At 57.5% G+C, this 26,183-nt stretch carries 25 protein-coding genes; 10 read left to right on the plus strand and 15 right to left on the minus strand.

What is annotated here, in order from left to right; all coding sequences use genetic code 11:
• Positions 1-67: 67 nt before the first annotated feature.
• From ISP18_RS04605 to ISP18_RS04620, 4 genes are all read left to right on the plus strand, one after another.
• The gene (locus tag ISP18_RS04605) at positions 68-1,606 is read left to right on the plus strand and encodes a DUF1800 domain-containing protein (protein ID WP_380017450.1); all 1,539 of its coding nucleotides are present in this window, start codon (positions 68-70) and stop codon (positions 1,604-1,606) included.
• A 9-nt stretch (positions 1,607-1,615) separates the two neighbouring features.
• The gene (locus tag ISP18_RS04610; RefSeq protein WP_380017452.1) at positions 1,616-2,815 is read left to right on the plus strand and encodes a DUF1501 domain-containing protein; all 1,200 of its coding nucleotides are present in this window, start codon (positions 1,616-1,618) and stop codon (positions 2,813-2,815) included.
• Positions 2,816-3,077: 262 nt separating this feature from the next.
• A complete protein-coding gene (locus ISP18_RS04615; RefSeq protein ID WP_380017454.1) occupies positions 3,078-4,607 on the plus strand; it encodes a DUF1800 domain-containing protein in 1,530 nt (509 codons plus the stop codon).
• Positions 4,608-5,035: 428 nt separating this feature from the next.
• Positions 5,036-6,145 carry a terpene synthase family protein gene (locus ISP18_RS04620; protein WP_380017456.1) on the plus strand — a complete coding sequence of 370 codons (1,110 nt, stop codon included), beginning with the start codon at positions 5,036-5,038 and terminating at the stop codon, positions 6,143-6,145.
• Positions 6,146-6,302: 157 nt separating this feature from the next.
• On the opposite strand, the gene ISP18_RS04625 is transcribed toward ISP18_RS04620, so the two are convergent.
• From ISP18_RS04625 to ISP18_RS04635, 3 genes are read right to left on the minus strand one after another with little or no spacing between them, the layout of a single operon-like run.
• Entirely contained in the window at positions 6,303-6,758 is a 456-nt protein-coding gene (locus tag ISP18_RS04625; RefSeq protein ID WP_380017458.1) for a DUF1579 family protein, read from the minus strand.
• A gap of 6 nt (positions 6,759-6,764) precedes the next feature.
• Positions 6,765-7,706: a sensor domain-containing protein gene (locus ISP18_RS04630; protein ID WP_380017460.1), complete on the minus strand. Its 942-nt coding sequence runs from the start codon at positions 7,704-7,706 to the stop codon at positions 6,765-6,767.
• The gene (locus ISP18_RS04635; RefSeq protein WP_380017462.1) at positions 7,703-8,071 is read right to left on the minus strand and encodes a PadR family transcriptional regulator; all 369 of its coding nucleotides are present in this window, start codon (positions 8,069-8,071) and stop codon (positions 7,703-7,705) included. The genes ISP18_RS04630 and ISP18_RS04635 overlap by 4 nt, the downstream gene beginning before the upstream one ends.
• A 390-nt stretch (positions 8,072-8,461) precedes the next feature.
• Here ISP18_RS04635 and ISP18_RS04640 point away from each other — a divergent pair, with 390 nt between their 5' ends.
• Positions 8,462-9,700 (plus strand): PDZ domain-containing protein, encoded by a 1,239-nt coding sequence (locus ISP18_RS04640; RefSeq protein WP_380017464.1) that lies wholly within the window; start codon positions 8,462-8,464, stop codon positions 9,698-9,700.
• 650 nt (positions 9,701-10,350) lie between these two features.
• Here ISP18_RS04640 and ISP18_RS04645 read toward each other — a convergent pair.
• Both ISP18_RS04645 and ISP18_RS04650 read right to left on the minus strand, forming a co-directional pair.
• Positions 10,351-10,761, minus strand: coding sequence for a nuclear transport factor 2 family protein (locus tag ISP18_RS04645; protein ID WP_380017466.1), 411 nt, complete (start codon positions 10,759-10,761; stop codon positions 10,351-10,353).
• A 38-nt stretch (positions 10,762-10,799) separates the two neighbouring features.
• Positions 10,800-11,582: an SDR family oxidoreductase gene (locus ISP18_RS04650; protein ID WP_380017468.1), complete on the minus strand. Its 783-nt coding sequence runs from the start codon at positions 11,580-11,582 to the stop codon at positions 10,800-10,802.
• 110 nt (positions 11,583-11,692) lie between these two features.
• On the opposite strand from ISP18_RS04650, the gene ISP18_RS04655 reads away from it, so the two are divergent.
• Positions 11,693-12,598, plus strand: a complete 906-nt coding sequence (locus ISP18_RS04655) for a LysR family transcriptional regulator (RefSeq protein WP_380017469.1) — start codon at positions 11,693-11,695, stop codon at positions 12,596-12,598.
• Positions 12,599-13,171: 573 nt separating this feature from the next.
• On the opposite strand, the gene ISP18_RS04660 is transcribed toward ISP18_RS04655, so the two are convergent.
• Positions 13,172-14,629, minus strand: a complete 1,458-nt coding sequence (locus tag ISP18_RS04660; protein WP_380017471.1) for a nitrilase-related carbon-nitrogen hydrolase — start codon at positions 14,627-14,629, stop codon at positions 13,172-13,174.
• Entirely contained in the window at positions 14,613-15,194 is a 582-nt protein-coding gene (locus ISP18_RS04665; RefSeq protein ID WP_404559245.1) for a TetR/AcrR family transcriptional regulator, read from the minus strand. Before ISP18_RS04665 ends, ISP18_RS04660 begins: the two co-directional genes overlap by 17 nt.
• Positions 15,195-15,665: 471 nt before the next feature.
• On the opposite strand from ISP18_RS04665, the gene ISP18_RS04670 reads away from it, so the two are divergent.
• Together ISP18_RS04670 and ISP18_RS04675 are read left to right on the plus strand one after the other, a co-directional pair.
• Positions 15,666-16,091 (plus strand): hypothetical protein, encoded by a 426-nt coding sequence (locus tag ISP18_RS04670; RefSeq protein WP_380017475.1) that lies wholly within the window; start codon positions 15,666-15,668, stop codon positions 16,089-16,091.
• Positions 16,092-16,152: 61 nt separating this feature from the next.
• The gene (locus ISP18_RS04675; RefSeq protein WP_380017477.1) at positions 16,153-16,947 is read left to right on the plus strand and encodes a nuclear transport factor 2 family protein; all 795 of its coding nucleotides are present in this window, start codon (positions 16,153-16,155) and stop codon (positions 16,945-16,947) included.
• Between the two features lie 164 nt (positions 16,948-17,111).
• On the opposite strand, the gene ISP18_RS04680 is transcribed toward ISP18_RS04675, so the two are convergent.
• Complete coding sequence (locus ISP18_RS04680) at positions 17,112-18,020, minus strand: SDR family oxidoreductase (protein WP_380017479.1); 909 nt, start codon at positions 18,018-18,020, stop codon at positions 17,112-17,114.
• Positions 18,021-18,113: 93 nt separating this feature from the next.
• On the opposite strand from ISP18_RS04680, the gene ISP18_RS04685 reads away from it, so the two are divergent.
• Positions 18,114-18,959, plus strand: coding sequence for a helix-turn-helix transcriptional regulator (locus tag ISP18_RS04685; RefSeq protein WP_380017481.1), 846 nt, complete (start codon positions 18,114-18,116; stop codon positions 18,957-18,959).
• A gap of 3 nt (positions 18,960-18,962) precedes the next feature.
• Here ISP18_RS04685 and ISP18_RS04690 read toward each other — a convergent pair whose 3' ends face one another.
• The 7 genes from ISP18_RS04690 to ISP18_RS04720 all read right to left on the minus strand — a co-directional run bounded on the left by ISP18_RS04690 (position 18,963) and on the right by ISP18_RS04720 (position 24,581).
• Complete coding sequence (locus ISP18_RS04690; RefSeq protein ID WP_380017483.1) at positions 18,963-19,397, minus strand: YciI family protein; 435 nt, start codon at positions 19,395-19,397, stop codon at positions 18,963-18,965.
• A gap of 286 nt (positions 19,398-19,683) precedes the next feature.
• Complete coding sequence (locus ISP18_RS04695; protein WP_380017485.1) at positions 19,684-20,454, minus strand: NAD(P)-binding domain-containing protein; 771 nt, start codon at positions 20,452-20,454, stop codon at positions 19,684-19,686.
• An 89-nt stretch (positions 20,455-20,543) separates the two neighbouring features.
• Complete coding sequence (locus ISP18_RS04700; protein WP_380017487.1) at positions 20,544-21,641, minus strand: hypothetical protein; 1,098 nt, start codon at positions 21,639-21,641, stop codon at positions 20,544-20,546.
• A gap of 8 nt (positions 21,642-21,649) precedes the next feature.
• On the minus strand, positions 21,650-21,928 hold the full coding sequence (locus ISP18_RS04705; protein ID WP_380017489.1) for a metal-sensing transcriptional repressor: 279 nt from the start codon (positions 21,926-21,928) through the stop codon (positions 21,650-21,652).
• 149 nt (positions 21,929-22,077) lie between these two features.
• The gene (locus ISP18_RS04710) at positions 22,078-23,346 is read right to left on the minus strand and encodes an ABC transporter substrate-binding protein (RefSeq protein ID WP_380017617.1); all 1,269 of its coding nucleotides are present in this window, start codon (positions 23,344-23,346) and stop codon (positions 22,078-22,080) included.
• A 21-nt stretch (positions 23,347-23,367) separates the two neighbouring features.
• On the minus strand, positions 23,368-24,021 hold the full coding sequence (locus ISP18_RS04715; protein ID WP_380017491.1) for a glutathione S-transferase family protein: 654 nt from the start codon (positions 24,019-24,021) through the stop codon (positions 23,368-23,370).
• A 173-nt stretch (positions 24,022-24,194) separates the two neighbouring features.
• Positions 24,195-24,581 (minus strand): YciI family protein, encoded by a 387-nt coding sequence (locus ISP18_RS04720; protein WP_380017493.1) that lies wholly within the window; start codon positions 24,579-24,581, stop codon positions 24,195-24,197.
• A gap of 267 nt (positions 24,582-24,848) precedes the next feature.
• Here ISP18_RS04720 and ISP18_RS04725 point away from each other — a divergent pair, with 267 nt between their 5' ends.
• Complete coding sequence (locus tag ISP18_RS04725) at positions 24,849-25,973, plus strand: calcium:proton antiporter (RefSeq protein ID WP_380017495.1); 1,125 nt, start codon at positions 24,849-24,851, stop codon at positions 25,971-25,973.
• The last annotated feature ends 210 nt before the right edge of the window (positions 25,974-26,183 follow it).

Consider the following 26,183-nt stretch of genomic DNA (forward strand, 5'->3'; position numbering starts at 1 on the left):
CATGGCCCGGTCAGCGCCGCGCGTCGCCGAGCGTTGAGGGCTTATGTGCCATAGGGGGACACCTGCCATGCCCATTCGCTTGAAGTATCTGGGCCTGTTGTTGCTAGCCATGACGCCGCTCGCGCAAGCCTCCGGCGGCAACGCGCTCAGTACCGACGATATTGCCTGGCTACGCCGTGCCAGCTTCGGCCTGGATAGCGCGACGGTGGAGCGCTACCGTGAACTGGGCCGCACCCGTTTTCTCGACGAAGAACTGGCCGGCGGCGACGATCCCCTTCCCCCACCCGTCGCGCCATTGATCAACAGCTACGAGGTGTACACCACCTCCCCCGCAAAGCTGATCGCCGACTACCGCGACGAGGCAAAAAAAGTAAAAGAGGTCGACGCCGCCGACACCAGCGCCAAGGACATGGCGAAGAAGGATTTTCAGATGTACCGCCGCGATCTCTACAAACAGAGCGCGGAAGTGGAGCTGCTGCGCGCCATCTACGGCCGCAATCAACTTAAGGAACAGATGGTGTGGTTCTGGCTCAACCACTTCAGCATCTACGCGGCCAAAGGCGGTGTGGGGCTGTTCGCCACCGATTACGAAGAAAACGCAATTCGCCCGCATGCGCTGGGCAAGTTCAAGGATCTGGTGATGGCCACGCTGGAAAGCCCGGCCATGCAGTTGTACCTGGACAATGCACACAACATACGTGGCAAGACCAACGAAAACTACGCGCGTGAGTTGATGGAGTTGCACACGCTGGGCGTCAACGCCGGCTACACCCAGCAGGACGTGCAACAACTGTCCTTGATCCTGACCGGTGCCGGCATCGAGCCGCAGCGGGGCCCTAACATCATCAACGGCATTGATGACCGCTTCCTCTATCAGCGCCCCGGCGTGGTGCGTAACGGCCTGTTCGTATTCCTGCCGGGGCGGCATGATTACTCCACGAAGCAGTTCCTGGGGCACACCATCAAAGGTAGCGGTTTCGATGAAATCGAAAAGTCGGTGGATCTCATCGTGCACCAGCCTGCGTGCGCGCAGTTCATCTCTCGCAAACTTGCCACCTATTTCGTGGCGGATGATCCGCCGCCGGCCCTGGTGGATGCGATGGCGCAAACCTTCCAGCGCACCGACGGCGATATAGCCGCCGTCTTGCGCACCATGTTCCTGTCCAAAGACATCACCATCGGCTACGGCAAGAAATTCAAGGACCCCACGCAGTTCCTGGTCTCGGCCATGCGCATGAGCTACGACGGTAAGCCAATCACCAACGCCGATCCGCTGGTGAACTGGCTCAATCAGATGACTGAACCGGTGTACGGCCATAGCACGCCGGATGGCTGGGCCAGCGATAGTGCAAGCTGGTCCAGTTCCGGACAGATGGCGAAACGCTTCGATGTTGCGCGCGCCATCGGCAGTGGTCGCAATCGCTTGTTCGCGAATACAGATGGCGACGTGCCGCATATCGATCCGCCCATGCTGAACTCCTCACTGTTCCAGCAGACGCTCGAACCGGCTTTGTCCGCTGCCACACGCGATGCATTGGCCAAAGCAACTTCGCAAGTAGAGTGGAACACCTTCCTGCTGTCCTCACCCGACTTCAATTACCGCTGAGGTATCGTCATGAACCGTCGCGAATTCCTGCTGGCAGCCGCCGGCGCCGCCGCGCTCCCTGCGCTGTCCTTCTCCGGGCGTCTTTTCGCAGCACCGACCACCTCGCCGCGCTTCCTGTTCGTGTTTCTGCGCGGCGGCTACGACTGCAACAATTTCCTGGTGCCTTACAGCAGCGATTTCTACTACGAATCGCGCCCGACCATCGCCATCGCAAAACCCGCTGCTAACAATCCCAACTCGGCCATTGCGCTGGATGCGAACTGGGGCATGAATCCCGTGCTACGCGATTCGATCTATCCGCTGTGGCAAAAGAAGCAGGTGGCTTTCATTCCGTTTGCGGGCACGGATGATCTCTCGCGAAGCCACTTCGAAACGCAGGACAACATCGAGCGCGGCGAACCTTCCAGCACAAACGGCAACTATCGCTCCGGCTTCATGGCGCGATTGTCTAGCGTGCTTACAAGCGTTCCCGCGATCGCCTTCACCAACAGCCTGCCGCTCAGCTTCCAGGGTGCGGGCAAGGACATTCCCAACATCTCGCTCAAGGGCAATACCAAGGCCAATTTCGATGAGCGCCAATCGTCCATCCTGGCCGGCATGTACAAGAACACGCCGCTCGCTTCCGCCGCGGCCGATGGCTTGAGCCTGCGCAGCACGGTGTCGATGGACCTGCAAAACGAAATGGTCGCCGCCAGCCGCGGCGCGCCGAACGCATCGGGCTTTGCGCAGGAAACGCAACGCATTGCCACCTTGATGCGCGATCAATATCGCTTGGGCTTCGTCGACGTCGGCGGCTGGGATACGCACGTAAACCAGGGCAACGTCACCGGCGGCCTAGCCAACAACCTGCACAATCTCGGCGAAGGCCTCGCCGCATATGCCGCCGCGCTCGGCAATGAGTGGAACAACACCGTGGTGGTGGTGGTATCCGAATTCGGCCGTACCTTCCGCGAGAACGGCGACCGCGGCACGGATCATGGCCACGGCACAGTACATTGGGTAATGGGTGGCAAGGTCAACGGCGGGCGCATTGCCGGCGAGCAGGTCGCCGTGAACCAACAGAACTTGCTACAGAATCGCGATTACCAGGTGCTCAACAATTACCGTGATGTGTACAGTGGTTTGTTGGCGCGGGTTTGGGGTTTGCGCGGCAATCAGCTGCAGGCTGTGTTTCCGCAAGCGAAGCCGCGGGATTTGCAGTTGGTTTAAGCCGTAACAGAGCCTCGAACAAACTCCTCCCCCTGCTTGCAGGGGGAGGTGGGAGGGGGTGAACACTTGCGGGAAAGTTCATGGCAAGTACTCACCCCACCCCAACCCTCCCCTGCAAGCAGGGGAGGGAGCCAATTCCCGCAGTTGGTCGATACTTGCTTCTTCGCAGAGAGATTCGACGCAAATTCATTCACAAGAGTCCGATACCATCCGCAACCAAGTAGTTTCGTTTGAACGTCATTGCGCTCATGGAAACCGTCGCATGCGCCTCATCGCCCTCACAACGCTCTCGCTATCGATAAGCTTGCTGTTGCCCGCTCCTCTCACCTATGCGGCAAGCACCACCGCGCCCAACCAAGACGACATCGCCTGGCTGCGCCGCGACAGCTTCGGTCTCAATACCACTACCGTCACGCAATACCGCTCGCTAGGCCGCAAGGTGCTGCTGGATAAGCAACTCAACGATAAGCTCGGGGACACGCTACCCACCCCTATCGCAACACAAATCGACGGCTACGAAGCCTTCCACACACCGCTCGATCAACTACTGACCTCGTTGCAGCAGGAACAGCAGCAACTCAACACCATGCCTAACGGCCCTGAAAGACAAGCCGCTAACAACGCCATCCAGGCGCACGGCAATGAGGTCGGCCTGGAAGCGCAACAGGCAGCATTGCTGCATGCCATCTATGGCCCGAACCAGCTTAAGGAGCAGATGGTTTGGTTCTGGCTCAATCATTTCAGCGTCTATGCCCCCAAAGGCCGCGTGCGCTGGGAACTGGCCGATTACGAGCAGAATGCCATTCGCCCGCACGCGCTCGGCAAGTTTCGCGATCTAGTCATGGCAACGCTGCAAAGCCCGGCCATGCAGGAATTTCTCGACAACGCGCAAAACGCGAAAGGCCACGTCAACGAAAACTACGCGCGCGAACTGATGGAGCTGCATACGCTGGGCGTCAATTCCGGCTACACCCAGCAGGATGTGCAGCAGCTTGCCCTGATTCTTACCGGCGTCGGCATCGCCCCAGTGGATGGCAAGCCGCAAAATTTCAATCCCAAGATGGCACCGCTGATTGTTCGTGACGGCATGTTCGAGTTCAATCCCCAGCGGCACGATTTCAGCGATAAAGTGCTGCTCGGCAAGACCATCAAGGGCAGCGGCTACGATGAGGTGAAGCAGGCCGTCGACCTGATCGTAAAGCAACCGGCCTGCGCGCAATTCATCTCGCGCAAGCTGGCGGAATATTTCGTTGCCGACAATCCACCGCCCGCGCTGGTGAACAAGATGGCGCAAACCTTCCAGCGTACCGATGGCGATATCGCCCAAGTGGTGCGCGTGATGTTCCAATCGCACGACCTGGTTGCCGGGACCGGCAAGAAGTTCAAGGACCCCACGCAATTCGTCGTCTCGTCCGTGCGCCTTGCTTACGATGGCTCGCCGATCGTCAATGCGCAACCACTGGTAAATTGGCTCAACCAACTCGACCAGCCCATGTTCGGCCGAATCACGCCAGACGGTTGGCCGCTCGATGGCGAAGCCTGGTCCAGCTCCGGACAAATGGCCAAGCGCTTCGATATCGCCCACGCGATCGGCACCGGCAACAATCAGCTGTTCACGCCCGTGGGCAGCACCACACGCACCGCTGGTTTTCCGATGCTGACCACGCGTCTTTACTACGACGTCATCGATCCGTACTTATCGAAGGCAACGCGCGATGCCCTGGCGAAAGCAACTTCGCAGCAGGAATGGAACACGTTCCTTCTTTCGTCACCTGATCTCAACTACCGCTAACGACTTTCTTTTAGCTCCCTCTCCCATCCGGGGAGAGGGCTGGGGTGAGGGGCAGCCTCGCGACGAACCACATTGCAGCCGCGTAGGCTGGGATGCCAATCCCAGCTTTTCTGGCGGTTTCAATGGTGCTGTGATTGGCATCCCCCCGCCTACTCGTCAGCCACGCGGCGATAATCCATCAACAAAGCCTTGCTGCCGAGATCAAAGCGCACATGCACACGCCTGATCGCAGGTCCGCCCCGGCCCCAACGCGTCGCCGCGATCCTTTCCTCGCCGATCTACTCGCCCGCAAAAGCAGCCAGCGCATTGCCTTCCAAGGTTGTCATGCCTGATTCCCTTATCGAAGTGTCCGAAAAGGCTTGATCAAGACGCCGTTTTCACATGGCGCCCCTTCAGAATATCGCCTGCCAATCAAGGAGGAATGCTCTATGGCTACAAATTCCGCTGTTCGCCCTACGCCGTTCGAGCGCGCCACCCCCACCCGACCATCCCTATTCGAGTTTCCCTTCGTCTGGCGAGTGAGTCCGGACGCCGACGCCGCCGATCGGCATCACCTGGAATGGGCTCAGCGTTTCGGCCTGGTCGCCAGTCCTCGCGCCATCGCAAGCTTGGAACAAGTAGCGTATGGGCTGATTACCGCAGTAATTGAGCCCGGATTGCGAGGCGAGGATTTGAACCTAGTCACAAACTGGATCGGCTGGATCGTTACCTTCGACGACCAGTTCGACGGGCCCTTTGGCGACAAACCCCACTTGGTCGCCCAGATCATGGAGAACATGATCGACATCCTTCGCGGCAAACCCGGTGCCCCACCGCATTCCTACCACCCTTACGAAAAGGCCCTCGGCGACCTGATGGCCCGCACCCAAGCCAGAATGTCGCCTGCCTGGTGCGAACGCTACTACAACCACCAAGCCAGCTTCATGACGGCGGTTTCCACCGAGATGACACAGCGCCAGACCTCCCGCGTGTGGGACCTGGACGAATACCTGGAGCGCCGCTACGACACCATCTGGGTCCGCGCTTTAGTCGACTTGGTTGAGATATCCGTCCGCTACGAACTGCCCGACGTAATCAACCACTCATGGGAATGCGCCACCATGCGCAAGGAACTGGTGTTCTCCATGAGCATCTACAACGATTTTTACTCGCTACCCAAGGACATCACGCGCAAAGACTCTCACAACGCGATCTTCGTCCTATCCCGATTGCACAACATGACCCATGAGCAAGCCATGGCCAAGCTCCGCGACCTGCTCGACCAATCCTTGGCCCGCTACCTGGCCGCCCAGGCTGAACTGCCTCGTCTATTCAATTCCCTGGCGCTATCCAACATAGACAGGGAAGGCTGCCTGCGCTGGTCTACAGGCATGGATAACTTGTGGGCCGGCATCAACAACCTCCATGTCTACCATCACCGCTACTCTGCCGAGACCATGAGCAAACCTCCCGCCGAGGCAGACCTCCTCGACTACTGGGATCTCCTGCCAGACCACAAGAACACTACCAACGTCCTCAGCCGCAACCCCCACACGTGAACCAACGCGGCTGAGCTACCCGCTGATCGCGGCAGCATCATGGATGACGCTGCCGCGCGTGAACCAGTCACTAGCACCGTTCAACTTCGAGATATTCGTACTCGGCGCGGGTAACTTCGCGTTCTGGCGTGGAGACAGGTAAGGAACAATGTACGCATCACTCAACCCGCCGATACTCCCCTTCCATCACCCGCTCCCAATTCACTCCGCCATCGAAGGAGCTTTCCAACACCAGGCGATAAAGGCCATCTGCCACCCATTCATAGATATGCCGCGTCTGTCCGCGCAGCGAACTGCGTAGAAACACCAAACGCTTGCCATCCCAGTGACCGGTTGCCGGTTGCGAAGGTGTGAAGCCGTAGCTATCGAACCAATACAGCGCATATTCCCCGGGCTCCTGCCCAGCCACGAATACCGCATCCGCCTGCAGCGAGGCTTTACCATCGCGCTCTTGGCGATAATCCATCAACAAAGCCTTGCCACCAAGATCGAAGCGCGCATGCACTCGCCCGATCGCCGAACCGCTCTGCCCCCAGCGCGTGGTCGCAATCGTCTCGTCGCCCGTCCAATCACCCGCCAAAGCCGCCAGCACATTCCCTTCTAATAGGCTCATGCGTGCTTACTCCCTGGCTGTGCCTGCTACCAGCAGATGCTTGGCAATCTGTCCATGCAGATAACCCAGTGCGCGCACCAAGTGCAGCGTGGCGAACAACATGACGATCCCGATCAGCGACGCACAGATCGTGCCCGGCCAGCTGTTCCACCAGGACACGAATTCGCACAACTGTGATGGACCATCACAATTGGAGTAAGGAATACCTAGCGACTCCAGCACCACTTTCGCTATAGGCGCCAATGTCAACGCCAGCGAGGTAGCGAGCATGGTTATAGCAATCGTGAAATACACAATACCCAGCGGCAGCATCATGAACATGTAGAACAGCGTGCCCCAGGTACGCGGATCTCTGAACACCGCACTGATTCGCTGCCAGAACGACATGCCGCGCGTGGAAAACACCGGTCGCCGCGGCATGCGCACGCCGAGCATGGTTTCGACGATGCGCCCTTCCACCAGCGACAACATGCGCACGGAACCGAGGAACAACAACGCAAAAGGAATGCCGATGATCAGTACTAACAGGCCGAATGACATGGAGATACCCGTCACCGCCCAGGTGAAATAAAAGATGCCCGTGGCCAACGACAACACCATGTAGAACAGGGCACCGTAAGTGTGCGGGTCCGCCGCTACACCAAAAAACTGGCCAAGCCATGAACGCTGCTTCGGTGGTCGTGGTGGACGCAGTGCTCTCTGTATCTTTATTTCCTGATCGCGATAGATTTCCGCGACTTCCTCCGGGGCACCGTAGCTTCCCACCACTTTCGCCAGCATCTCAGTTTCGCTGCGCCCAGGCTGCTCAGCCAGTTCGGCACGCAGATGTTCTTCCGCGTCGTACAACGCATCCTGGATCAGCGCCGGGTCCGCGCCGCGCAGCGCGGCTCGTAATTGCTCCAAGTATTCGGCTATCGTCCTTGGCAGTTTGGGTGCATCTGCATTCATCGCCAGTCTCCTTGCAAAACTTTATCGACCGAATCGCGCGTAGCCTCCCACGCCGCAATCCACTCACGCAGCACTTCACGTCCGAATTTGGTAATGCGGTAATAACGCCGTGGCGGCCCGCTCACCGAAGGCTCCACCTCGCTAGCCAGCAGTCCGCTCCCTTCCAGATTGCGCAGCACCGGGTAAAGCGCGCTCTGCTTGCCTGCAAGCGCACCTTCGTCTCCCAGTTCCTCCAACCGCTTGGCAATCTGATAGCCATACAACGGCTGCCGCGACTGCCCCAGCACCGCCAGCAACACCAGCGAAACCGTGCCCGTGGACAGTTCCTTCTGAAACTTCTTGAGTTGAGCCCCACTATCTTCCACGGCTGCCCTGCTCTGCCGCTTATGGTGGAGAGAATAGTAGTGTGGAGTTCGCACTAGTACATGGGTATGAAGTCATGGCTCTTTGGCGCTACGACTTGTGGGCATGACACCAAAGTACGTACACGTTGTACAAACATTGGTGTCAGCCGGCTCGGCTGGCCCTGAGATTTGGCAGCGAAGGAGCAGCCACGATCGACGAAGTGGCCGCAACCGAACTTAACAACGGCTTCCTGAAGCCCGAGAGGACAAGTTGCGCCCCGTACACGGGATTGAACCATCAATCCTCGGCGATTGCCGATTGTGAGCAATGACAACCTTCATATGCTTAGATGGACTTCGAGCAGTACGCTTGGGGGAACGATTGGTGCACCCCTTCAATAGGACACTGTTATGAAGCCCGTGGACCGCCCCGCAGATCGTAAGCACTTCCAAGCTATGCGCCTTCTCACGTGTCTCGTTGGGTTGCTGCTAGCAAACAGTGCGCTTTCCACGCCCCTCAGCGATAAGCCAACATTGATTCGATCCGTGCCGGTTCACGCAGCAACCTTTAGAGATGACGTGTCATCGACAGGGTGGATTAACTTCGACTTCGCAGACGGAAGAAGCATCCTTGTTCCCGCAAAAGTCAACGGTCAGAGTGTGCTGGTGAAGCTCATTGACGGCGCCGACACCTCTTACATCGACAAAGATTTTGCGGCATCCATTGGATTTCAACCGCCCACTGGTACTAAAACGTTTGGAAGTGTTAGCACGCAGGTTCAGCTGGGTGCGCTAACGCTAAGGCGCGTTAAGACGACGACCGCAGACTTGGGCGCCAAACGTACCGATTCTTTATTTGCTCCGTTTATCCTGAGCGATGATTTGTTCAACCAAGTAGTGGTCGACATTGATTTTGCGCATCGCCGCGTCGCCTTTCAAGATCCCCGTAGTGCGATACAACTGCCAAACGGCGCAGTGGAAATTCCACTGATCCGGCACTTGGATTCGCGAACAGTCCCAGTCTCGATCGAAGGCACAGCACCTGTCCCATTTGAATGGTTCCTAGGTGACCCGTCTCCCGTCACGGTGTATCAGCCTTATTACGAGACGCACAAACTGCTAGAGAGCAGATCTACCTCCGTCAGGCTCGGTGGTGGCCTCAATGGCCAGCGTCCGCAGGAGCCCGTAGCGACTCTGAGTCGTGTGCAGTTTGCTGGCGTAAATTTCTATCAGGTGCCGGGCGTGTTCCCGTCCAACGCAGTGCGCGGGAGTGACTCTCCGCTTATCTCGGGCAATATAGGCTTGGAATTACTCGCACGATTTCGGCTGATCATTGACTATCCCCACGCTCGTCTCTATGCAGTGCCCAACATCGAAGCCGAAAGTGCACCTTTCGTCAAAGATCGGTTAGGTCTGTACCTAAGCAAACAAGGCGTCACTTTTGTCGTGGATTTCGTTTCTCCAGGAAGTCCCGCGCAGGCAGCAGGTTTTAAGGTCGGCGAACGGATCGCCATGATCAATCAAAAAGCAGGACCGGCCTGGACTCAGGCCGAGCTTACCAATCTGCGCTTTGCCACCAAAGAGACCGCTATCGTGTTCACCATGGAAAGCGGCAGCACACGGCAAGTCAAAGCCAAGGACTATTTCTGACGAACGCTCAACTGGCTCTATAGCAAGAGCCACAAGAATGATTTTCGAATCACTGTTCGCATTGGTTCCAGCGCTGCACGTTAATCTGCTTTAGGTTGCAGAAATCTAACTAGATGCTTCCAGCACACACTTTGGTTATCAAAGAGCCCCCACTGACCTAAATTCGAAATTCCTAACCAATTGCTTTACTTGCCCATGCACATACTTTGCCATCCAAGAATAAGCAAAGTATGTGCTGTAAGGAGCTAGTTAAATGTCTGCTTTTGGCTGAAGCGGACAGATTCGAAGGAGATAGTCGTGCCCTACGAATTCCAAGTTGAGTGCATATCGCAAGATGGCCTCATTCTGGGTCGAAACGGCCTGGGTGATATTCCACTTGGAACGGTGTTCGTTACTCTTGCAAAAAGCCTGCTTGAAGCGGATCGCACAACGCTGATCGATCTAGGATCGCTGGCTAATGTGGATCTCCGATTGGCAGAAGTACAGTGGTACCGACGATCGATCGGCCGAATTCCGGCAGGCCATACTGCCGGCCTTAGGTTGGAAGGAACCGGCTGGAGGAGATAGCGGGGGCTCTCGCTACGAAGCGAGAGAGGGAGTCAATTCTGCTGCGGACGTAACGCCTGCTTTCGACTGCGACTTCACCCGAGCTATCCGGCACGCGCAGCATTAGCCGTTGCAAAGCTGTCTTCGAGCATAAGGAAGCGAGTAATCTCGCCACCCGAAATCGTCAGCACAATCGCGAAGGCCTGCTCGATGACTTTGCCTGTGCTTTTGATACGCGTGGCTAGCTCACCAAAAATAATGGCGCGCTCGTCGCTGGCGATCACATCGTGAATTTCCAGGCCAAGTCGTTCGATCATGCGCCCGGTATCGCGCACGAATTCAACGACGGCACCACGCCCTGTCTTGTGACCTATCCAAGGCAGCACACCGGTGTCTCCGGGGATGTCCCAGTCCAAATTCGCACTAAACAGCTTCGCGATTTCGTCGGGCGACGCACCACCACCGAGTTTGGCCAGAAACTGTTGGGCGATATCGAGATTCTTTTTCACGCTCATGATGATGATTCCTGCGGTGAATGATTGATGTTGCGGGATCAGATCTGCGTCATACCGCCATCGACCACCAGCTCAGCGCCGGTGATGTAGCTGGCGTCATCAGATGCCAAAAACGACATGGCCTTTGCCATCTCGTCTGCGCTTGCTACGCGCCCCAGCGGTATGCGGTTGACGACGTCCGTGAGGTACTGCTCGATATCCTGATCGCTCATCCCCAGCTCGGATTTGTAGGCCGGCGTGACGACCACACCCGGCGCGATGAGATTGACGCGAATGTCCCGGTCTTTGAGGTCAGAGGCCCAGGTACGGACAAACGACCGGAGCGCGGCTTTGGTCGCGGCATAGACGCTGAAAGCCGGCGTGCCCTGATTGCCGGCGATCGAACCGGTCACCACGATGGCACTCCCCTTACCCATCAGGGGCAGGGACTTCTGCACGGTGAACAGTGTGCCCTTGACGTTGATGCCGAAGTATTTGTCCACCTGGGCCTCCGTGATGGTGCCGAGTACGGCAAATTCGCCGCCGCCCGCGTTGGCAAACAGGATGTCCAGGCGCCCGTGCATGTTCTTGATGGCGGCGAAGATGCGATCCAGGTCCGCCGCCACGGCGACGTCGCCTTGAAAGGTCGTGACGCCGTGCCCGATGTCGGCCTTGGCTTTGTCCAATTCAGTCTGGCGACGGCCTGTAATGAAGACAATTGCACCCTCGCGGGCGACGCGCTTGGCCGTGGCCAGGCCAATGCCAGAGCTGCCTCCGGTGATCAGGACAACCTTGCCGGCATGCTTGGTAGTGTGGAGATGGGTGAGGTCTGAAATCTGCATGGGGAGGACTCCGTAAGCCGACATATGCGGCGTGACGAAGCCCAATCTATGTCTTGCAAAAATGGTAATAAACTAGGTAGAAGCATTTTCTTTTTCCACACAGGTGAATAATGGATCACTTCCAGGCCATTCGTGTCTTCGCCCGGATCGTGGAAACCGGTGCATTCAGCCGCGCAGCAGAATCGCTGCAAATGCCTAACGCCACGGTGAGCAAGTCGATTCAAATGCTGGAACGGCACCTCGGCGTAAAACTGTTTGAGCGCAGCACGCGGCGAGTCAGCGTTACCGTGGACGGCGCTGCCTATTACGAGCGTACGCGGCATTTAATGAGCGAATTGGAGGACATCGAGGCCACCCTTGGTAGATCGCAACGTAATCCTCGGGGGCCACTCCGAGTGGATACGGGCGGATCGACTGCCAGCGCTGTCATCATTCCGAAGTTGCGAGAATTTCGATCTCGCTATCCGGACATCCAGGTACAACTAAGCGTCACCGACCGGACGTTGGATCTGATCGGTGAAAACATCGACTGCGCAATTCGCAGTGTTGCGGATGACCCCGCACTGGTGACTAAGCGATTAGGCTCGCTACGGTGGACGACATGCGCAAGCCCAGCGTTCCTGAAACGTCACGGAGTACCTAAGCACCCACGAGACATCAGCCGGAAAAAACTGCCTGTCGCAGGGTATTTCTCGGCGCGGACTGGCTTGGTCCAACCTTTGCAATTTCTTGATCAAGGAGAACTCATCGAAGTGCCGGCTACTAACAGCGTCCTGGTCAACGAAAGCAACGCGCACCTAGCAGCAGGCCTGGCGGGCCTCGGTCTGATCCACACCATGGATTTCAACGTTCGGCCGTGGATTGAACGAGGTGAGTTAAGACCCGTTCTCGAACCCTATCGGCCGAGGCCTTTAGAGGTTTATATCGTTTACCCACCCAGCCGTAGGCTGAGTACGAAAGTCAGGGTGTTCGTAGAATGGGTGACAAGCATTTACGAGGCGATGGATCGTGGATAAGAGCTGCGATGCTTAGAGCCCCGGAATATTAACCGCAGAACAAAAGCAGACTTCTAGCCAAATGCTTCCAGCACATACTTTGGTTGTCAAAAGCTCAGCACACACCCGATTAGCAAGCATCAAAGTGGTTGTTTTAATTAGGCACGCACATACTTTGGTTTCCAAGGGTGCACAAACTTTGATGTCAGAAGCCTTGATTCGCCCTTTCAACATCGGGTCGAACCTCAATACGAGGGCCCGCCAGGGCCGCGTGCGAACCGCCCTATAGGCTTCGAGATGCATGGCGCCCGGCCCGTCCGAGCCCCCTACCCCCGACGAGCGACGTTTACTTGAGCAAGCCCACTTCGCCCGCCTTGCAGTTGAGCCAACGACTCTTCTCTTCATCTGTTGGTGCGCGATGGAGCATGCGATCGGCAGCACCACGAAACACAGATCACTAGTAGAAGCGATGCTCGAATTGCTCGAGGAGAGTGGCAAATATCACGAGGATTTTTCGATTTCGCAAATGCACCTATATTAGGTCGGGGCACCCGCCTAATCCTCGTTAATGAGTCAGTGCCGACTCTGACTCGTTCAAGCGCGAGCCGGATGCGTCTGACCGGGGTTTTCCATCGGTGCTTTGTGCGGAACGAAAGCCAATACCAGCCATGCCGTCAGCGCGATCAAATCCAACCATGCGAACCAGTCTCCCCATTGCGCATAGAACGTGTGCGTTTCGTGCAGCGGAAGATCGCCCACCAATTCGGCATCGCCAGCTTCGCTGGATGCTTCCGCCACGACACGGCCGCGGTCGTCGCTGAGCGTGAGCCGGCCGGCATGCGCGGCACGCGCGACGGCGAAGCCGCTTTCCACGCCGCGCATGATCGCAATGCGGCTGTGTAGCCAGCCGTCCACGGTAAAGTCAGACGCAGGCACCAACAACAGTTGCGCGCGGCGCGCGGCATAAGCGTCGCCAATGTCATGGAAATCCATGTCCTTGCAGATCGCCAATCCGATGCGCGGGTCGCCTTGAAGCATGGTGTAGTTGTCGCCCGGTATAAAAGGGTCCATGCCGGGGAGCAAATGGTGTTTGTTGTAGGTGGCCGGCGACGTGGCGCCAGGTTGAAACACCATCAGCATGTTGCGATGTCCGTGCGGATCGCCGTAGAAGTCAACGCCAGAAGCTACGATCAGATCGCGCTGTTTCGACATTTGAGAAAATGCGGGAATGCTCGTATCCGCGGCGGCGAATGTCGTTTCCGTATCCAGCACGATATGTGCGCCGTCGTTGGCAAGACGACCGAATGCTTCCATATAACGTGCTTCGAGAGCTTGCCCCTTCGGCTCGCTCAATGCAGCATCGGTCGGCTTTTGCAGCGATACTAGGCCAATGCGCATCGTTCCGGTCGCAGGAGCCTGAAGTCGCCAGCCGCCATACGCCACAGTGCCGGCCACCAAAATAGCTGTAAGTACGGCCACCGTGACACGACTGCGTTTGGAAGCGTGCGGCGTCGCTTGCAACGCAACGGCCGTGGGCAGCAGCAGCAACAGAAAACCAATGCCCCAAATGCCAGTTATCGCCGCAATTTGAATGACGGCCAGCGCATCCATTTGCGTGTAGCTGATATTGGTAAACGTGGCGTGCGGCGAAGTCAGATTGGTGACGTATTCGATGGCGACCCACATCGTCGGCACCGCCAGTGCAGCGGCCAGCGTATGACCCCGCAGCAGCAATCGCCGATATAGCAGTACGCACAGCATCAACATGACGCCCGATGCGCTAATCGCATACACATCGAAAAGCCAAGGCAGGCCGATATACGTGTGGAGATAAGTCCAGGCGCTAAACGCGCCTGCGGTATACGCGACAAATGCCGACAAAGCGGCCGAGCGCGCTCGAACCCGTGGTGCGAGCCATAGCACGGGCAAAGGTGCGAGCCATGTCAGCCACCACTGCGGATGTATGCCGCCACCGAACCACCAGCACAGCGCGGAGAGGGCGGTCGCTGCAAACCAAGTCTGCAGCGCGGAATAATCATGCTTTGATGCCATCGAGCAACCTCCTCAAGGATTGCAAGTAGAAGGCGCGAAACTGCGCCTCGTCATAGCTGAAACGTCCGGCGCGATAGAGCGCGATCAAGCCGTGCTGATGCGCCCACATCGTCATAGCGACGTCATGCGGGTCGTCCTTTTTCAACACGCCCTGGGCCATGCCCTCGATCACAGCATCGAGTGCGACATTGAAGGTGGGCGAAAGGCGCGCATGAAAATCTTCCGGGTAACGCCGCGCATCGTCGCGACGCACCGAAAAGGCGTGATCAAATAAATGCGGATGCGTCAGCGCATAATCCAAATAGGGTTCCATTAACGCGGTCAGCCGCTTTAGCACGTCCCGGCTTCGCGCGCGCGATTTCCATTCGTGCGCAACGCTTTGGAAGCTGTCGTCGGAGAGCTTTTTCAGCAGCGCGTCCCGATTTGGAAAATGGCGATAGATCGCCATGGGCGTAATGCCCACCGCATCGGCGACCCGGCGCATGGTCACCGCTTCGGCGCCTTCGCGTTCAAACAGCGCGTGCGCGGCCTTGAGAATCTTTTCGGGGGTCGTCAGGCGGGCCATGTATACACTGTATACATGATGGCCACGACGCAGCAATACTTACTAATGGGCTAGTCGGGTCGTGTCACAAAGCGACCGCCGGGGAAAAGCGGGCCGCGACTTTGGAGGCAGTTTGTTGACCGCTAGAGGTGGTTTTTTGTTCGCTCGGGCGTTCCAGGCCAGGCAAGCCCCGAATCGGTAGATACGTGAAGGTATGTTTTGAGCATCATCCAAGGTGCGCTTTGGGTCGAAGGCGAACGGCTCTTAAGGCTTCCAGCACATACTTTGGTTGTCAAAAGATTCGTATGCGCACAAATCGAGTACGCCTAAGTCATTGTTTGAGTTGTACCTGCACATACTTTGCTTTCCACCAACAAGCAAAGTAGGTGCATTGCGAGCTGAAACTGCCCACACTTTGGTTTCCAAAGCTGCACATACAATGGCGTCATGCCCGCATTGGGCACTAATGTCTGTAACTAACTATAGATGTCCATGGCGCTCGTCTATACTCGCCCCATGCGCCTTATCCTGCCATCTATCAGACGTTCGCTGCCGCTACGCGTGCTCGCGGCCGTCGCCTGGTGGATGCTGGTGTTGCCGGTGTTCGCGACGAACGTGACTATGACGGCAACTGCGGACGCCATGCCGGCGATGCATGCCGCCGACACAACGATGCATCGGTTGGTTTCCTCATGCGACACCATGAGCATGCAAACCGGCGGCTGCCCTGATCATCATCACAACGCACATCATCTGAACTGCACGTGCCACTGCCCGACGTCCTGTACGGGCCTGCTTTTGTCGATCGAATATGACCCCGCGCTGGCTTTCGTCTTTTATACAGACGAAGGTATGTTCGCTGTCGCCGATGCGCCGTCACCGATAGCTTCTCCTCCGCTCAGGCCGCCGGCCACCTGAAACTCCTCGCAATGCCGTCGCACTCCACGCACCGTCGCTGATCCGCGATGGTCCGGCGTGCATGTACGCATCGTTCGCCGATGCTTTGAGGAATACATCGATGACAATCTCAAACACTGTAACAAAGCGCTCTCTCGTTGTCGCAATCACCCTTCTGATGGGAGGTGCCCATTTCACCGACACATTCGCCCAGGCCAGCGATGCGCCGGCCGATGTCAGGAACGTGCTGTATGCCAACGACGAGCTGCTGCTCACTGCCATTCATCGCGGTGATCGGGCGACGTGGGCGCGGCTGACCACTTCCGACTTCATGTATGTCGAAGAGGGGCAAGTTGCCCGGCGCGATGAGTTCTTGCGTGAACTAGAAGACGACGGCTCCCTGCCGCTGATCATTCGCAACTACGAGGTAAAGATCATCGGCAACACCGCGCAGGTCTTTCATCAGGATGATGTACCGCAACGTCCCGGCGGTATTGACGTAAGCAAGGCTCACCTGCTCATGACGGAAACTTGGCAACGCATCGATGGCAAGTGGTTGCTTCGGATCGTGCACACCGACCGGATCCGCATCAATCCGCCGCCGATAACGCTTACCTCAAGCCAGATCGACGCGTTGGTCGGAACGTACCGAAACATCGAAGGAACCTACGTGATTCGGCGCGAGGGCGATCGCATCCTGGGCGGCAAGCCCGGCGGACCTTTTGTGGTGTTGAAGGCGGAAACACGCGACGTGCTGTTCCAGCCCGACAACGTCTACAGACGGGACGTGTTTCAGCGCGGTGCAAACGGACGCGTCACGGGCTTCGTCATGAGGAACGAAAACACCGATCGTCCATGGGTGCGCGTCGGCGCGTGATGGCCACGTTCTACGCCCATCCAGCATGTCCCCTGACATCGCTGCGAGGTGACGTTCAAGGAAACAGGTCACCTCATTGCGACGCTATGCTTCACATGCCACCAGGATAGTGGCTGCCGTGCGGGCGGCAGATGCCGTCCGCACGTTGCTGGCCGCTTCTTACTTCAGCTCAAAGATCCGGTCTCAGAAACACGCAGCTGTTGAAGATCAGCAATCAACCCAGGTCCGTTCGGGTGCCATCCCAGCTTTTTCCGCGTCTGCTCGCTGGATGCGGGAGAATCGCGCCCGGCAAACATGGCGAGCCATCCGAAAAAGGCTTGAGCTTCGTCTGGTGCGATGGATTTGACCGGCAGGTTCAGGCGTGCACCAAGGGTTTGTACGGTATCGCGCAGCGATACGCCCTCTTCCGCAACGGCGTGATACTTCGCATTCGGCTCAGCTTTTTCAATTGCCAGTCTGTATAGGCGGGCCACATCGAGAACGTGCGCTGCTGGCCAACGGTTGTGTCCTTCTCCGATATAGGCGCATACACCCTTTTCACGAAATATCGTAATGGCTTGGGTGATCAGGCCCTGCTTGACCGGGTCGTGAACTTGCGGGAGACGCACCACCGACACATTGACGCCATCCGCCGCGACAGCGGCAGCGGCTTCTTCTGACGCTGCGCGTGGAATGACGTTTGAGGCGATCGTTGCATTGTCTTCCTTGGCCGGCTCACCAGGCACCGTGTTGGCTAATCCGGTTCCGGAGGTGACGATCAACGGTCGATTAGAGCCTGCGAGAACCGAGCCGAGTGCCTTGATCACATGTCGATCATCTTCGCAATTCGCTACGAATGTCGAGAAATCATGCTTGAAGGCAAGGTGGATGACACCATCACATTGGGCGGCCCCCTTCTCGAGGCTATCCAAGTCCTCAAGCGATCCGTGATAAACCTCTGCACCAGCGGCAGCCAGACTCGCAGCTTTGTCATCCGAGCGACAGAGGCCGAGCACTTGATGGCCTGCCCCGATCAACTCTTTGACGAGGGGTGTACCGATAAATCCCGTAGCACCTGTGACGAATACACGCATGATCAACACCTCCGGAGTTCTTTACATATAAATCTCCATGCTTGATCTATGCTAGTAAAGTAGTGAGATTATCCTGTTATAACGGTTAATAGGATGGACACACAGATCACGCACGAAAACCAGCTTGGCACCTATCTGAAGAATCGACGCCTGAAGCTCGATCCGGCCGCATTCGGTTTTTCCGCTGAGCGACGCCGTACGCCAGGGTTACGTCGCGAGGAAGTGGCGCAGCGCGCCAACATCAGTTCGACTTGGTACACATGGCTGGAACAAGGCCGAGGTGGCGCGCCATCGGCTGATGTGCTCGATCGGATCGCTCATGCCTTGATGCTGACCGATGTCGAGCGCGAGCATCTGTTTCTGATTGGGCTCGGTCGCCTACCGGACGTGCGCTATCAAAAGAATGAAGGCGTCACGCCGCGACTGCAGCGCGTTCTCGATGCGTTGAACCCCACACCCGCCATCATCAGGACCGCCACATGGTACGTCGTCGCGTGGAATCGTGCAGCCACCACGATGATCATGGACTATGGATCGTTGCCGCCCGAACAGCGAAACATCCTGCGCTTCATTTTCCTCGATCCGCGCCCTCGCGCTTCACAGTACGACTGGGAAAGCGTGGCGCGGTTCGTATTAGGCGCGTTCCGAGTGGATGCAGCCCGCGCGGGGGCCGCGGAGGAAGTGGAACCGCTTGTCGAAGAACTCTGCCGACTTAGCCCGGAGTTCAGAGCGATGTGGCGCGAAAATGATGTTCAAGGCCCGCATGGCGAGAGAGTCAAGCACATACGGCACCCGATTCTCGGCCTGATCTCTTTCGAATATTCGGCTTTTGCTGTGGATGGCCGACCAGATCTCAGCATGGTGGTCTATAACCCGGCGACGCCTGCGGACGCCGAGCGAATTACGTCACTGATGGAGGCGCAGTCATCTGCGAGTTGACGCTTATCTCCTTGTGCGCTCTTCTGCTTTTTTGTGTCGAGGGGCGCCGAAATTCTCAGGCGTTTCACTGCTCAACTTAAACGCGCTGGCCCGCTCCGCTTCAATGGGTCGAACCTCATACATCAAACCGCAGGCTAGGCAAGGATTCTGCGCGGCAAGTGCCGCAGCCTCGGCCAGGCTACCAGCTAAGAAGAACCAGTATCCGCCCACAACCTCTTTGCCTTCGGCAAAAGGGCCATCAATCACGCCGAGTCTTGAGACAACTTTTGCCTCTCTGGCGAGCCGCTGCCCCGTTTTCATCACTCCTTCACTGACGAGTCGATCGTGCCAGATATAGAAGTCGTCAATCGCCTTCTGTATTTCCTCGGGCGATCTGTCTTTGTCCCACTGCCCGCGGGAGATGACGAGGTACTCCGATAGCGAGGTTGTGTCGGTCATGGATCCTCCCGAGGGTGCCATTCGTTCGTCTTCAGGGTTCCGGGGGCCTCTCGACCCCGCATTGAAGCGACGAACGGGGTTTCCGGGAATCGACACTGTCCCGCGATTTTTCCCCGACGGTTCTTGATCTAGTGAAAATACCCTTCTAGCCAACAATCGGTGAGTCAGGACTGCATAGGTTTCGACAATATCGGCTTTCGACCTATAGCTGACAAGCAAGGCTTAGGGGGAGTCCATATACAGACGTTGACGGCGATGCCTTTAATGGCCCCTCCGTTCGCATCGGCTACAAACCACTTTGTCTATCTTCAAGTGCTTGTCGGACACGGTCCAGGCCAACATCGACTGCCCTCCAAACACCCTCATTACCAACTACTTGGCAAAAAAGTTCATTGATCCCACCCGGGGTAGCGTGCTCTTGCATAAGCCCTCTGAAGTCGGGATCAGGTTCATGCAGAGATACAGCGACCTCCCCAAACATCGCTGCGACATATTGCTGGGCTTCCGATTGGGAAATCCCGTGAGCCGCAAGCCAATTACTTATCTGGTTCAGATAAAGAAAATGCGCAGCAATGGTCGCCGTCGATGCTGAGAAGTGGTCGAAAGCAGTTTCGTCGGCGACCTCTATAACACGGCCGAGCCGATCGAATAGACCACGCGCAGGTTCTATAGCAGGGCACAGGGGTGTGATGCCACGCCGGATCGCAACGGACGGCAACGGGATGGCACGCACGATGTTCTGCACTGGCGCGGCAAGTTCGCGCAACATCCGGAGAGGAACACCTGCCATCACACTTATCAGGCTCTGATCACCAAACGTGAGCGCCGACATCACCCGTCGTGCATCTGCGGGTCGCACACACAAAAGCACGACGGCAGATTGTTCGACGACTGCCTGATTGCTATCCGCTACGCGAACGTTTGGATAGGAGGCCGCAAGCTTCGCCACCACTTCTGCGTTGCGAGGCGAAAGCAGAATTTCCGGCGGATCCTTGCCTTCACTCAAACCTGAGACTATGGCAGCACCTATCGCCCCTACCCCAATAACACCAAGCATCGTATGGGTTTCCTTATGAAATCAGTGGGTACGCCCTCGGTTCGGTAGACACATGGTAGCTTCACGAAAGATGATCGGGAGAAGGTCGTTTACAGGACGGGGAACAACCAGAATGCGAGCCCAACGAGTCCGATAAATGCCCCGCTCAACACCTCGCCGTAGCGTTCAATGGCACCGAATCTAACGCGTTGAAGCGACGCGGTTGAGTACACACAAAGCAGCACATAGGTAACGATGGTACTCGCCGCAAACACGAGCGCCATGATGATGATAAGACTCAGCCCATACTTTCCGGCGGCGAAAAACGCAGGGATTCCCTCGACCATGGGTGAAGAACCCAGAATCAGCAGAAGCGCGGTTCGCGATGACGTTTTCTGCGCAGCTCCAGAGCTGTCGCGGTGGTTGTGTGGGTGGCTATGATCATGGTGATCGTCATGCTCATGGCCCCCGTGATGATGCTCATGCTCCGCGAATACCGTCTGGTACACATGAGCGTGGTCATCGTGATGTACGGTGACTTTAAGGTCGAATCCATGCGGCTCGGGAATGTCGTCCAGGGATTCCCAATACTCACCGCGTCGTGTAAAGGCAAATGTCTGGCGACTGCCGTCGTCACGACACGTTTCGACGGTGACGGTGCCTACCAAGTCGGGCCGCGTCGAAGTGAAGCGGAAACGCGGCGGCTGACCCCATTCGTAGATGGACAGCTCGAGCACACCGTGCTCTCCGTCCATCCGCTGCAATTCCGGGCCATGAATAACCTCGTCGGGGCCATTCGCACCGGCCAGATGGGAGAAGTCGTGCGTGTGCCCGTGCGGGCCGTGACTGTGTCCGTGCCCTTCGCCCGAGCGCAGCTCAAGCCATGACGAAATCCCAATCCACAGCCCAAACGCGATGAGTGCCACGCTGGAAATAGTGTCGACCCAATGTCCAAACTTCGCTGCCACTGCGACACCGGCAAGCCAGACTATGGCAGCGAGGATGAGCGTCGTGACGATATGGCCCGTTCCAGCCTGAAGCGCTGCCCGAGCAGTCTCCGCCTTGCTCCAGCCTCGCTGCCGGGCGATAAGCGTGATGGGCACCCAGTGGTCAGGGACGATGGTATGCAGGACACCCACAACAAGAACTGCGCCGACGAGCAGTGTCGCCGACCCGGTATTCAATTGCTCAAAGGAAAGAAGGCTCATGACTGCTCTTAGAGATATTTGCTAATTTCTTTGAATTCGACGAGCGCAGCTTTGGCGGACTTGGCGTCAGCGCCAGTTTGCGCCTCGAGGCAGTGATCCACGTGGTCGTGGATAAGTGCCTTCTTCGCATTCGCGATGGCCTTTTCGATTGCGTGAAGCTGCTGGGCAAGCTCGACGCAGTTACGACCGGTTTCAATCATCCCGATCGTGCTATGCAAGTGCCCTTCTGCGCGTTTAAGCCGCCGAATGATGTCGGCATGGGAAGTGTGAGTGGCTGTCTTGTTCATTTACTTATCCTATCCTCCTGGATAGGATAAGTAAATGCCGATTGCCACAGTGCCCAGACACCTAACCACGTAAGCTGCCTTAGTGGCTCGGATGTATCCGCCATCGTCCAAGCAAAGGTGGACGCCGGCATGACGGGACATCCGTGCTCTCAACTAGCGTGAAGGATCCGAAAGCGATCGGGTTCATCCGGATCGCGATCAACGACTTGGACTGGCGGCCAAGTCCATTGCCACACGCTGATGCCTGGCGTGCGTGAGAACTGGATTTTCCCGCGAGTGCCTTCGACGACAACGTGCGACCAGGGCTCTGTACTACCCACCCGATTCACGCCGTGGGACCGCAGCACATCGGTAAGGACAGTGATCGTGTCGTAGCCCTCGAAGGCAACGAAGGAAGGTGCTTCAGTCAGTCGCTCGCGGAGGCTCGCCTCGACTCGTACACCGAGTGAGCTGAGGCGCTCGGGCAGGTAGCGCAAGAACGGGATCGAGACGCCGTCGTCCCCCAGCAACGTCGCCCATTCGACGAACTCCGGTTGTCCCGCGGGAGCACCAATCAGTATCTCGGCTAGACGCTGGTCGCGGCGGACAGACCTGACGATCGACACCGCCGGCTCCGGGTGGCCGACCAGAAGAAGGAGGGCTGTCGCGCGATGGTCGACCAGTTCGTCGCACACGGCCTCGGGCGCAAGCGTGCGCATATCGAGTTCGAGGATGGTGCCGCCGCGTGGCGCAAGGTAATCCCGCAGAATGCGAGCCCCAGATGCCCAGTAGATACTCGGCTGGGTTGCTACGGCGATTCGACGATGGCCCGCGCTGAGGAGGAAGTCTGCATAGATCTGCCAACCGTGTGACTGTGCCGGGGCGAGGCGCGCGACCCAATCCGTTGGCTGTTCGGTAAGCGCGTCGAGAACCGCTGACGAGCAAAGGAAGGGCAAGCCGAGAGCGTCGGCCCGGGCAGCTACGGCGCGAGCGACAACGCTGTGATACTCCCCCGCCAACGCGACCACGCCTAGACGAGCCAATTCATCCACGGCTGCTGCGGCTTTCTGTGGATCAGCCGCAGTGTCTCGGACTATCAGTTCGAGTGGTCTTCCCAAGACCCCGCCGTTGTCGTTCACGTCGCGAACAGCCAGATCGAGGCCGGCAAGCAAGTGTTGGCCCGCCTCGACCCAGCCGGGCCGACTCAGCGGAACGAGCGCGCCGATACGGACAGATGCTCCGTCGGTCCTTTCCGCTCCCGATGACGACTGTGACGTACTCACCTGTTGATGTCTCCCTTGTAACGGGTTGTGGTTTGCCTGCGTCGCAGAAACACGCGTGAGTGGCAAGCTGCAGTTGATCACTGCGACCCTCGTGTAGACGAAGATACTAACGAGGGTCAGGACCCATAAACCGAACGAAAACCAGGGTGACGACATCGAGCCCGGTACGGAACTCAATCAGGCGGCTGATGGCTGGGCCGTGTTAAACGCCAATTGGGCGGCGAAAGCTCGCTGGTATGCGGGCCGCGCTTCGCCGCGGGCGACATAGGCAGCCAGCTTCGGAAATTCATTCAGAATGCCCGATGGTCTCGTCCTGAGCAGCACCGACACCATCATCAGGTCGCCCGCGCTGAATGCGCCATCCAGCCATTCGGCATCACCCAGGCGCGCGGAGAGTTGGCTCAGCCGATGGCGGATGCGATCCAGGACCAGAGGCAGGCGCTCCTTACTCCAGGGCTTATCGCCCTCCGCAAACTTGACGGTTACGATTTCAAGGATCGGCGGCTCCACCGAGTTGAGCGCGGCAAACATCCATGTGATCGCACGCGCCCGGGCGTTGGCGTCCTCCGGCAACAAACCCGGATGGCGCGAGGCAATATGGAAAATGATCGCGCCTGACTCGAACAGCACAAGATCGCCTTCCTCATAGGTTGGAATCTGGCCGAAAGGATGAACGGCCAGATGCGCAGGCTCCTTCATCGCAGAGAACGAAACAGGGCGAACCTCGTAGGGTTGGCCCGCTTCTTCAAGCGCCCAGCGCACGCGCGTATCGCGCGCCAGTCCCTTGCCGCCATCGGGCGAGCGTTCAAAGGCGGTAATGATGATGCTCATCGTGAGGTTCCTCTTCGTGCAAGTCATTGGCTGCGGGCTGCAAGACTTTGTGTCGACAGCGCCATGAGGTCGAGAACATGTTCGCAAAGCTATTAAAGACTGGTGGCGTATCTCAATGCGCTACGACCACTGCGCCTAAACATTCTTCAGCGCTATCTGCATCACGGCAACCGTTATCTTTTGGCTCGGTCAATGAGTCCTGGCTCTAATAAATAAAACGGCCGAATCTCGATCTCGCTCGGTACCTGCATGGGATTGGGGCAGCGCTTCACCCAGGCGACCGCCTCGTCCATGTCTTTGACGTCCCAGATCCAGAAGCCGGCGATCAGCTCTTTGGTTTCGGTGAATGGTCCGTCGATCACCGTGCGGCCGGAGCCATCGAACGCGACACGCTTGGCCTCCGAGGTGGGCTTGAGGCCCTCGGCCATGAGCAGCACGCCGGCATTGCGCAGCTCGTCGTTGAACTTGCCCATCGCCTCCATCATCTCAGCCATCCACTCCGGCGAGGCAGTCCCCTTTTCGCTGTCATCAGTCGCCTTCACCAACACAATCACACGCATCGCCTGTCTCCTTGTTTGAACCGGATTTATCGACCTAGCATCGAAACGACGAACGGGGTTTTCGGAAATCGACATCATCCTGCAAATTTCTTCGACGGTTTCCAGGCCAGCGGTCAGCCACGTGATTCCAGATTAGGATCATCCACTGCGAAGGTACGGTTTAACCACTGCTTTTGACAGGGCTGGGAGCCACGTTTAACCTCTTTCGCGCAATCACGCTTTGGCCGTATGTCCTGTAGCCACCGCTTCATCTGACGGGGGAGTGCCATGCAGACGATTGGCGTACTGGCGTTGCTGCGCAAAGAGCGCTTTCTTGCCATTAGCGTGCTGACGACTCTGGCGTTCTATTTATTCGGCGATACGTTATTCGGCGGCTTGTCCAGCCTCTATCGCCTTGCCCTGGTTTTCTTCTGGTTGTTCTCGGTGGTGCTCGGCTCGGCGCTAGCCGTGGTGCGCCATGCCGAAGGGTTAGCTGAAAAGCTGGGTGAACCCTATGGCACGCTGATCCTCACCTTGTGCATCACTTCGATTGAAGTGGTCAGCATCACGGCCATCATGTTGCACGGGGAAAACAACCCGACGCTCGCGCGCGACACCTTGTTCGCCGTGACCATGATCGTGCTCAACGGCATGGTCGGCCTCTCTCTGCTGCTGGGTGGCTGGCGCTATCACGAGCAGTATTACAACCTGCAGGGAGCCAATACGTATCTTGGGGTGATTATTCCGCTGGGCGTGTTGTGCCTGGTGATGCCGGATTTCATTGTGACGGCATCGGGTCCACCGAGGATGTCTGCGGCACAGAAGATCTTCGTAGCTGCCGTTTCCCTGGGGCTTTACTTAGCATTCCTGGCGTTGCAGACCAGCAGGCACCGTGCGTATTTCACCGTACAGAACACGGTGATGGACGAAAGCAAAGCTTCCGACGCCAAGCCCTCCGACTCGCCGCTCGCGCTGCATGCGATTCTGCTGGTGGTCTATATGTCACTGGTGGTGTATCTGGCGGAGAAGCTGGCACCACCCGTGGACTACGTTGTCGAAACCATGGGTAAGCCGGCCGCGCTGGCAGGACTTGCCATGGCCGTACTGGTGGCTACGCCGGAAATCGTCGGCGCCGTGCGCGCTGCGGGCCGGAACAATCTGCAGCGGTCGATGAACATCTTTCTGGGTTCCGTGCTGTCGACCATCGGCCTGACCATTCCCGCCATCATCGTGATCAGCGAATTGACACAACATCCGGTGCGGCTGGGATTGGAGCACACTGACTTGCTGCTGTTTGTGCTCACCCTGGCGCTGTGTATGGTGACCTTTTCCAGTGGGCGCACCAATATTCTTCAGGGCGGCGTACACCTGATCCTGTTTCTGGCTTATCTGTTTTTGATTTTTGCGGGGTAGCACCCCGTTGCGGCCGCGGGCAGCGATTGAGCTAGCCCCATTATTTCTTCACCTTTTTTTGAACGGATGTCGATTTTTCGACCTCCCGTTCGTCGTTCAGATGTAAGCAACTGGTCGGGCCGGACGCACAGTCAGGCCCGGTAGCCGTTGCGCGCCTCGAATGCCATTTATGACACGAGACAAGGGAGCCAAAGATGAAGAAAAAAACTA

Source organism: Dyella humi (genome assembly GCF_044904605.1).
GTDB classification, from domain to species: Bacteria; Pseudomonadota; Gammaproteobacteria; order Xanthomonadales; family Rhodanobacteraceae; genus Dyella_B; species Dyella_B humi.